Source organism: Bacillus sp. mrc49 (assembly GCF_002803435.1).
Genome location: NZ_PHNG01000216.1, coordinates 1 through 848, shown reverse-complemented (window position 1 = coordinate 848; position 848 = coordinate 1). Strand labels below are relative to the sequence as shown.

The 848-nt window shown below is 45.6% G+C and carries 2 protein-coding genes; both read right to left on the bottom strand.

All coding sequences use genetic code 11. The features are described 5' to 3' along the window. On the bottom strand, positions 1-339 hold a 339-nt coding region (fliS, locus tag CVN76_RS01535; protein WP_100530136.1), incomplete at its 3' end, for a flagellar export chaperone FliS. 24 nt (positions 340-363) lie between these two features. Next, the coding region (fliD, locus tag CVN76_RS01530) for a flagellar filament capping protein FliD (RefSeq protein WP_157805447.1) at positions 364-848 on the bottom strand (485 nt) is incomplete at its 5' end.

The following is an 848-nucleotide window of genomic DNA, read 5'->3' as shown; positions in this document are numbered from 1 at the left end:
ATTACGGAATTCAGTGACGAGTCCTTCCACCTCGTCCAAGGCAGCAACATCATTTTTCATATTCGCCTCTATCAGACGGCGATTCATGAAATCATACAGACTCATCATTTCCTTCGACACCTCGACATCCATGTTCAGCGTCACCATCAATTCATGGATGATGTTCTGCGCCTTGATGATGTTGGTATTTTTCGCTTCGATATTTCCTGCTTCAATCGCCTTCCGCCCAAGCATGATGAACTTCAGGCAGCCATTGTATAGCATTAATGTCAGCTCTCCCGGGGACGCTGTATTGACCGAATTTTGTTGATACGACTGATAGGGATTATTAATCGCCATATTTATCTTCCTCTCCCGATTGCCTTAACTAAAATAAGATGCTAACGATGAACTTTGGCTATTTGCCTTTTGAATCGCCTTTTCCATGGCCGTGAACTGGCTGTAATAGCGGGATTCCAATTTCGCTAACTTTGTTTCGAATGCCGAGATCCTCGTATCCAGCCCATTGACCATTTTCCCGATGGTAAAATTATTATTCACATATCCAGCCTTCCCGGCTTTTTCGGTGATGACCTTCATGGAAGATTGTATATCATCACGCAAACGGCGTGCCAGTCCCTTTTCACCTTTTTCCGCTCCATCAGCCATGAACATATTATAAACCGCATTGGGATCCTCGCTGATCGCTGCCCGAAGCTTGTCCTCATCAATCGTCAGTTTGCCGCCCTCCAAGTAATTCTTGGTCGTGGTAATGCCCAGGCTGCTGAGATTGTTTTTTCCAGTGATTCCGTCCACTGCGGTGTATAGGGAGGATCTCATCGTGGTTAAGAGGCTTTTAAGCGTCGAGT